At 65.5% G+C, this 7,931-nt stretch carries 9 protein-coding genes; 4 read left to right on the top strand and 5 right to left on the bottom strand.

What is annotated here, in order from left to right:
- The first annotated feature begins 158 nt into the window (after positions 1 to 158).
- The gene (locus tag ACM9NP_RS06615; RefSeq protein ID WP_415645707.1) at positions 159 to 902 is read left to right on the top strand and encodes a lysophospholipid acyltransferase family protein; all 744 of its coding nucleotides are present in this window, start codon (positions 159 to 161) and stop codon (positions 900 to 902) included.
- A 282-nt stretch (positions 903 to 1,184) separates the two neighbouring features.
- Here the strand turns inward: ACM9NP_RS06615 and ACM9NP_RS06610 are convergent, their stop codons facing one another.
- Positions 1,185 to 1,412 (bottom strand): DUF397 domain-containing protein, encoded by a 228-nt coding sequence (locus ACM9NP_RS06610; RefSeq protein WP_415645706.1) that lies wholly within the window; start codon positions 1,410 to 1,412, stop codon positions 1,185 to 1,187.
- An 8-nt stretch (positions 1,413 to 1,420) separates the two neighbouring features.
- On the bottom strand, positions 1,421 to 2,284 hold the full coding sequence (locus ACM9NP_RS06605; protein WP_415645705.1) for a helix-turn-helix domain-containing protein: 864 nt from the start codon (positions 2,282 to 2,284) through the stop codon (positions 1,421 to 1,423).
- A gap of 276 nt (positions 2,285 to 2,560) precedes the next feature.
- On the opposite strand from ACM9NP_RS06605, the gene ACM9NP_RS06600 reads away from it, so the two are divergent.
- The 3 genes from ACM9NP_RS06600 (at position 2,561) to ACM9NP_RS06590 (ending at position 4,635) form a co-directional block, all read left to right on the top strand.
- Entirely contained in the window at positions 2,561 to 2,809 is a 249-nt protein-coding gene (locus ACM9NP_RS06600; RefSeq protein WP_415645704.1) for a hypothetical protein, read from the top strand.
- Positions 2,810 to 3,292: 483 nt separating this feature from the next.
- Positions 3,293 to 4,078, top strand: a complete 786-nt coding sequence (locus ACM9NP_RS06595; protein ID WP_415645703.1) for an SGNH/GDSL hydrolase family protein — start codon at positions 3,293 to 3,295, stop codon at positions 4,076 to 4,078.
- A 50-nt stretch (positions 4,079 to 4,128) separates the two neighbouring features.
- The gene (locus ACM9NP_RS06590; protein WP_415645702.1) at positions 4,129 to 4,635 is read left to right on the top strand and encodes a hypothetical protein; all 507 of its coding nucleotides are present in this window, start codon (positions 4,129 to 4,131) and stop codon (positions 4,633 to 4,635) included.
- A 61-nt stretch (positions 4,636 to 4,696) separates the two neighbouring features.
- Here the strand turns inward: ACM9NP_RS06590 and ACM9NP_RS06585 are convergent, their stop codons facing one another.
- The 3 genes from ACM9NP_RS06585 to ACM9NP_RS06575 all read right to left on the bottom strand — a co-directional run bounded on the left by ACM9NP_RS06585 (position 4,697) and on the right by ACM9NP_RS06575 (position 7,930).
- Positions 4,697 to 5,701: a sugar phosphate isomerase/epimerase family protein gene (locus ACM9NP_RS06585; RefSeq protein ID WP_415645701.1), complete on the bottom strand. Its 1,005-nt coding sequence runs from the start codon at positions 5,699 to 5,701 to the stop codon at positions 4,697 to 4,699.
- Entirely contained in the window at positions 5,698 to 6,567 is an 870-nt protein-coding gene (locus tag ACM9NP_RS06580; protein ID WP_415645700.1) for a sugar phosphate isomerase/epimerase family protein, read from the bottom strand. Before ACM9NP_RS06580 ends, ACM9NP_RS06585 begins: the two co-directional genes overlap by 4 nt.
- A 175-nt stretch (positions 6,568 to 6,742) precedes the next feature.
- Complete coding sequence (locus tag ACM9NP_RS06575) at positions 6,743 to 7,930, bottom strand: substrate-binding domain-containing protein (protein ID WP_415645699.1); 1,188 nt, start codon at positions 7,928 to 7,930, stop codon at positions 6,743 to 6,745.
- Between the last annotated feature and the right edge of the window lies 1 nt (position 7,931).

Here is a 7,931-nt window from a genome sequence, read left to right as displayed (position 1 = left end):
ATGGAATGAGTCGGTTCCGGCCATGACGCTCACGTCGGGCACCTTCCTACTCGGCAGCGGGTTACCAAATCTTCGCACGGGTACGCCGGGCGCCCCCTCGGGCACCGGTCTTGAGTACGCTCATAGACATCATTGGATAGGGAAGAAGGAGCCGTGCCTTGCTGTACGGGGTGTTGAAATGGGTCGTCATCGGTCCTTGGCTACGGATCGTCTACCGACCCAAGGTCGAGGGCCTGAGCAACATACCCAAGCGCGGTGCCGCGATCATCGCGAGCAACCACGTCTCATTCTCGGATTCGATCTTCCTTCCGCTGGTCGTCAGCCGAAAGATCATCTTCATCGCCAAATCCGACTACTTCACCGGCAAAGGCATCAAGGGCTTTTTCACTCGCCTGTTCTTCAGCGGCGTCGGCGCGATTCCCGTCGATCGGACCGGGGGCAAGGCCGCGCACGGCGCGTTGGAGACGGGGCTGCGGGTGCTCGGTGAGGGCGATCTGTTCGGTATCTACCCTGAAGGCACGCGGTCCCCGGACGGACGTCTGTACCGCGGCAAGACCGGCGTCGCGCGCTTGGCGTTGCAGGCCCAGTCACCCGTCATTCCCGTCGCGATGCTAAACACCGGTGAACTGCAGCCGATCGGCAAACGACTGCCGAAGATCGGCCGCGTCCGCATCTCCATCGGCGAACCGATCGACTTCTCTCGATACGAGGGTCTCGCCGGGGACCGGACGGTCGAGCGGGCCGTCACCGACCAGATCATGTACGCGCTGATGGAACTGTCCGGACAGGACTACATCGATGAGTACGCGATCAAGGCGAAGGCCCTGAAGCAGCAGGCCGACGAGTCGACCGCCGAGGCCGAGCGGGTGCGTCTCGAACGCGGCCGCCGCGACGGCGACTGAATCGCCCGCCGCTCATCGCGGTCTACTGTGGTTCTTTGAGCGTCCCGCCCTTGGGTGAGGACGCTCGTTCGTCGACGCGCCGTCGGGCCGTCGCCGGGAAACCCTGCCGGACCGGCGCCATCGCCGTTCGCGAGGCGGCCCGGATTCGTCGCGGGTGTGAGGACGGCCGCGCTGGGGATACCGCGACCGCCCTCAATGGAAGTCGCCCTGCGGCGAGCTCCGGTTGGGCGGTGGTCCCGTCGGGTGTCTTGAGATGACGGGACGATCGCTATTCGGGATGTGTCAGGGGCGAGACGGAAGCGCCGTCTGGACGAGCCCCACCAGACCGTTCCAATCGTTGGCCGTCACGGAGAGTACCGGGTAATCGTCGTGGTCGGTCAGCTTCGAGTCTCGGATTCCCACCGTCGCCTGAGCGATACCGACCTCGACGCAATTGCTGTCGCCACCCCAGCTGCGACTCGCCTTACGCCAAGAACGGATGGTGTGCGGTGTGTGATGCGTGTTTTCCACGACCGCATTTATAGCGCGGCTGTGATCTGACGCATAAGTCGGGTCGTCGATTCGGGTGACAGGACGGCATCCGATATCCGGGTGAAGAGATCCTGGTATGTGTCGATATCGGACTGTTCGGACAACAGTAGATCGCGGGCCTCGCCTTCGATGACCGTAATGGTGGGATCCTGAGGATCACTATAGGTATATATCGAGAAACTCGCATTTGGCAGCCAATAGTCGGAAATGACCGCGCGAATCGGCAGGACGTGAATCGTGATCTGTGAATCCGTTTCTTGCAGGTGTATCAATTCCTCAATCTGGGCGCGCATCGTCTCGGGCGGCGCGGCCGGGCGCAGAAGGGCCAGTTCGTCGATGACGGCCGTGTAGCGCGGCCCTTCCGGCCGTCTCATCATGCGCTGGCGCGCGAGTCTCGCCTCCACGGCCTTGTCGATGTTGGCCGTCGGCGCGAAACTGCCGCGGACATGACTGACCCGGCACCGCGCCCGCGTGTAGTCCGCGGTTTGCAGGAGCCCGGGAATCACGCCGCCGGAGAACTCCCGGATCAACGCCGCGCCGAACTCTAGATCGGCGTTGATGCGTTGTCGCGCGCCCATGTGTTTCCCGAAGTCCTGCCACCAACCGCGCTCCGCGCCGTCCGCCGCGATGCGAATGATCTCGTGCCATCGCGTACCGTCCACACCGTACACGGGAAGCAGGGTCATCAGATCGGCGAGATTCGGGGCGAAGGTCGCGTTCTCCATCCGGGAGATCTTCGCGGTCGTCAATCCAGTCTTCTTGCAGATTGTCGCCGTCGGCAGTTTCGACTCTTTGCGAAGTCGCAATAGTTCGGCGCCAAGTCGCTTGCGGCGCACCAGGGGACTGATCATGACACCTCATTCGGCGCAATTTTCACTCGAATGACAAAGCATACTCGGCGAGTACAACCACCGTCACGCTTCGCACGCGCTTCCGCTGCGCGCTAACGTTTTAGCTGGTCGAGTCGGACCCACTACCGTCGCTTGTGATCTTTAACCCTGTGTGCTAGCTTGCACTCAGTGTTGCGGACACGTAATTTTCGCTATCGCGAGGACGCTCCGTGACATTGCTGATGGTCGACGTGGTCAAGTGGGTGGCCGCGCGAGCATAGCCGATGGAGGAAAACCATGGCAGCCAAGCAGCAGCGAACGTTTCGCCCGGTCTCACCGGCCACAGTGCGGCGAATCGATTCGGGGGAGATCAAACCGATTGGTGCGGGCGTGTATGCCGGCCGGTCGGACATCGTGCCGATGGTGGGAGAGGGCGATCGAAGCCCGGACGGTCAGCTGACCGACGAAGCGGCACAACGTATTGCGGACGCGTTCACCGCGCTGGCGAATCGTCGCCGCGCCATCCTTCGGGGTGAGGAGCCATGATGACGGCCGCCCAAGCCGAGGCGGCATGTAAGGCGCACGTCAAGCACGACGACTCTCCACGATGTGTGGAATGCGAACAGTACTGGCCCTGTCAAACCTATGTCGACGCCTATCGGGTGACGGTCGACGAGGTCTGTGCCCGCTCCGCTCGTCGCCGAGCCAACCACGGGTAGAACGGAACGGCTGTCCCGTCACCCGGCGGATCGGCTGCGTCGCGACGGGAACACGATCGCGGCTCACCCCACCCGACGTCAGATGACGGGACGACTCCGGCCACGTTCGGCGCGGATTTCCGTGCCATCCGACGCAGCCGGAACCGGTCCGGTCGCGTGTCTCTTGAGGGCGCTTTGTGCGTTCGTCGGGTGTTTTTCACCGGTTTGACCGAGGCGCCTTCACAACGCGTCGCGTTTACCTTTGACGGTGACGTCACGTTCAACGGTGAACGGCGCTTCCCCTCCACCCCTTGAGAAAAGGCCCCGACTCATGCGTCGAAGCACGATCCTGCGCACTGTGTTGCTCGCGGTATTCGCCTCAATGGTCCCCGCCGAAGCGGTGGGGTCGGCCGGCATCGAACCCTACCGGGCGACCAGGCCACCGCAGCCGTTTCTCGAACCGGCCGACGAGCGGGAACGCCTGCGCCGCATGCTCGACCGCGCCCTGCCGATCACCTGGGTGTTCACTGGGGACAGCATCACCCACGGGGCCAAGCACACCCACGGCTGGCGCAGCTATTGCCAGCACTTCGAGGAGCGCGTGCGCTGGGAACTGCACAAGGTGTCCGACTTCGTCATCAACACCGGCATCAGCGGGCAGCGAGCCCGGGAGGTTCTGTCGAGCTTCGACGATCGCGTCACGCGCTTCGCCCCCGCCGCGGTGTTCCTCCTGGTCGGCATGAACGACGCGAAGGACGGAGTGTCCGGCCGCGGCAGGTTCCGGACCGACCTCGCCGAACTCGTCGACCGGGTGCGTCAGCTCGGTGCCGTGCCGGTGCTTCAGACCGCGAATCCGATCGACGTCGAACACAGCCCCGACCGCGAGGACCTACCTGCCTATATGGACATCATTCGGTCGGTGGCGGAGGAACGCGCGGTCTTCCTGATCGACCATCACGTGTTCTGGGAGAGCCAGAGCGCGGGCGTCATCGACGATTGGTTGTCCGACCCGATCCACCCCAACGAACGGGGCCACCACGAGTACGCGAAGAAGATCTTCGTCGAACTGAACATCTTCGACCCGGCGAGCCCAACGTGCTCCCTGGAGATTCCCTGACGCTGACCCGGGAACCTTGGGGCCCTTGACGGACTTCCGACACTGTCACCATGACCGAGACCGAACCGACGCTCGCCGACGGCATCACCTACATGACCTATTTCGACACGGACACCGACGCGGAGGCGTTGCGGCGCGTTCTGACGACGGCCTTCGCGATGCCGGCCGACCGCGTCTACGTCGGGCTCATGGAGCACCTGGGTGATCGGGACGGCCCACTGTTGCACGTCCTCATCGAGGTCCCGGAGGAACCGGGTCTCCCGTGCGTCCTCACCGGCGGAAACGCTCTCGCGCGGGCGTGCGGCGGTATGACGGAACTCGAACTCGCGCAATGGCTGTGCCCTCGGCTCGGCACGAGCGCGTTCGTCTCCAACGACAGTCCCTGCGCTGTCGAGTGGTACTACGTCGGAACCGACGGTGTGTCGAGCCGGGTGATCGCCGATGAGGACGCCGTCGAGGATGGTCGCCTCGTCGTCGCCCACTCGTACGACCCGATCCCGTCCCGCCCCGACGTCGCCGTGATCGAACCGCCCGAATGGTCGTCGTGTTGGCGGTGACCGCGGGCCGGACCGGCCCCGGCTCGTGGTGTGCCGGCCCGGCCCGCGATGCGGGAGATGGTCAATCGGTCGCGAACGCCGCGTCGAAGGCCGCGCTCGGCGGGTCGAACAGTTGCGAACGGACGAACGTGACCGCCTCGGCGGCGCCTCGGAGACGGTCCATGCCCGCGTCCTCCCACTCGATCGAGATGGGACCGTCATAGCCGATCGCGTTGAGCGTTCGGAAGCAGTCCTGCCAGGGGACGTCCCCGTTTCCACAGGAGACGAAGTCCCAGCCGCGTCGGGGATCGCCCCACGGCAGGTGCGATGACAGCCGTCCGTTGCGTCCGTTGCCGGTTCGCCTGCGGGTGTCCTTGCAGTCGACGTGGTAGATCCGATCCTTGAAGTCCCATAGGAACCCGACCGGGTCGATGTCCTGCCACACCATGTGGCTCGGGTCCCAGTTCAGGCCGAATGCCTCCCGGTGCTCGACTGCCTCCAGCGCCGCCGCCGTCGACCAGTAGTCGTAGGCGATCTCGCTGGGATGCACTTCGAGCGCGAAGCGGACGCCGACCTCGTCGAACACGTCGAGGATCGGGTTCCAGCGGTCGGCGAAGTCGCGATAGCCCGCCTGAATGGTCTCGTCGGACACGGGTGGGAACATGGCGACGTACTTCCAGATCGATGAACCGGAGAAGCCGACCACAGTCGACACCCCGAACGCGGCCGCCGCGCGCGCGGTGTGCGTCATCTCCTCGGCGGCGCGCCGCCGAACCCCCTCCGGTTCTCCGTCGCCCCACACTCGACTGTTGACGATGGACTTGTGCCGGTCGTCGATCGGGTCGTCGCAGACCGCCTGGCCGTTGAGATGGTTCGAGATCGCCCACACGTCGAGGCCGTGCCGCTTCAACGTCGCTCGCTTCTCGGCGACGTACGAGGCGTCCGTGGCGGCCCGTCGGACGTCCAGATGGTCGCCCCAGCAGGCTATCTCGAGGCCGTCATAGCCCCACGACGACGCGAGCCGACATACCTCCTCGAACGGCAGATCGGCCCATTGACCGGTGAACAGGGTGACGGGACGGCTCATCGGGTGACTCCTTCGTCAACGGGGGAGAGCGAACGCAGGTATGCCAGACCTTCGGTGGCTATGGCGTCCTGTGTGGGCGCCAGCCGCCGCCAGATCGAGGCGGCCGTGGCGATCGTCGCGTTGTTCGCGGTGAACGATTCGATGATGAGCGGACCGGCGTACGCGGCGTCTCGCAACGCGCCGAGAATCGCTGGCCAATCCAGGTGGTCCCGCCCCGGAGCGCCCCGATCGTTGGCGCACACCTGTACGTGCGCGATCCGACCGGCGGCACGCCCGATCGCCTCGACGATGCTCGTCTCCTCGATGTTCATGTGGTAGATGTCCAGCGCGAGGCCGCAACCCGGCGCGTCGCCGAGGGCGTCGAGCCCCTGGTCGACCGTGTTGATCAAGCTCGTCTCATAACGGTTCAACGGTTCGACGGCGATCGTGACGCCCTGCGGTGCGGCGTGTTCGGCGACACGGGCGAGATTCTCCCGCAACTGTCGATAGTGGCCGTCGCGTTCGTCGTCGGTCATGCGCCACGTCCTGCCGACCGACGCGTAGGCCGGCCCGGCGATGACGGGCGAACCGACCGTCGCGGCGACGTCGGCGACGTGCCGAAGGTAGTCCACGGTTCCGGTGATGGTGGCGGTGTCGGCGGCCACGAGTTGCCGGTCGCCGCCCATGACGAGGACGACGGTCGCCCGCAGGCCGAGACCGTCCAGCAGGGTGGCGGCCTTCGCCGCGTCGAAGCCGCCGACCTGTTCCACGGGAAGTTCGATGACGTCGAAGCCCCAGTCGGCGACGCGCGGCGCGAGCCGTGCGAGCGAGTCATCGGTGAGGGGCGACGTCCACACCCAGGTGTTGACTCCGAGGGGAAAGCTCACGGAGGCTCCTTCGCTGTCGTGGGGTGGTGACGGGCCCGATCGAGTCCGCCGCCTCAGGTCCTGCGTGGGAGTTCGTTTCCGCTGCGCGGCACGAATGGGAGCCCACGCGTTGAGGGGCTCCGGTGGCGGAGGCCGTTCTCACGAAGAACGCCCCATCACCGGAACCCCTCGCGGGTCATCGATCCTGCCAGGCTTTCGGGAATCCCGGTAGGTCTTCGCCGCCGAACTTCGCGTAGTGCAGGCTCGGCATGTCGGCGTTGCGCTCGAGGTACTCGTCGAGGTCGTCGGAGGTGATCGGCGACTGCGGCAGCACCCACTCCTTCGGCACCTCTTCGCCGTTGAGGATCTTCACGGCCGCGAGGACCGGGGTCCGCCACTGGAAGTTGGAGTAGACCGGGGCGATCGCGTTGATGCCGGTCTCCTTCCACTTGCGCAGGAACGAGATCTCGTCCTCACCGGACATGACGGGGTAGTCCTTGCCCATGTCCTCGAAAGCCTCGAGGGCGGCCACGGCACCGTCGCCGGCGTCCATCCAGATTCCGTCGACGTCGCCCCGCTGGAGGTACTGCGTCACGATGCTCTTGATCGTCGCGCCGTCTCCCTCGGTGAACTCGTCGCCGAGGATCTCGAGCTCGCTGTCCTCGAAGATCTTCTGGGCGGCGGCCCAACGGTTCTCGAGGACGTCGACGCCGGGCAGGATGCGCAGCGCGAGGACCTTCGAACCGGGCTCCAGGTTCTCGACGAGGTGCTCGGCGGCGTCCGCGCCGAACGCGTAGCCACCGATCGGGTGAATGAACGTGGCGGCGCAGTCGGTGTTGACACCGCGGTCGAACACGATCACCGGGACGCCGCTGTCGCACGCGGTCTCGACGGCGGGCGTGAGGGTCGCGGTCGTGGACGGCGAGATGATGATCGCGTCGCAGTCACCCGAGTCGACGAACGCCTGAATGTCGGAGATCTGCTGGTTGTCGTCGTCGGCGGCGTCGCTGACACGGAACTCGCCGATGTCGCCGCTCTCCTTGAGAACCTCGACCTGCTCCTGCATGGTGAGCCAACCCGTGACTCGCCACGGGTTCGACACCGAGGCGTTGGAGAAGCAGACCGTCGCGTCGCCACCCTCGCGCTTGAACTGGCTCGTGTCGATCCATTCGGGCTCGATCGCCTGGAGCCATGGTTCGTCCGGGTCGCCCTCGGGCTCGATCTCGCGTTGCGCGAGCTGCCGGTCGTAGTCCTCCTGGACGAACCAGTCGTCCTCGGCCGGCTTGTCGGTGGCGGCCGTGTCGTCGGGGGTGTCGGTCGTACAGCCGGTCAGCAGTAGTCCGACCGTGGCGGCGCCCGCCACCAGTGTTCGTGTGAATCGCATC

The sequence above is a fragment of the Stackebrandtia soli genome, from assembly GCF_965137155.1.
Classification (GTDB): Bacteria; Actinomycetota; Actinomycetes; order Mycobacteriales; family Micromonosporaceae; genus Stackebrandtia; species Stackebrandtia soli.
This window is presented reverse-complemented; position numbering and strand designations above follow the sequence as displayed.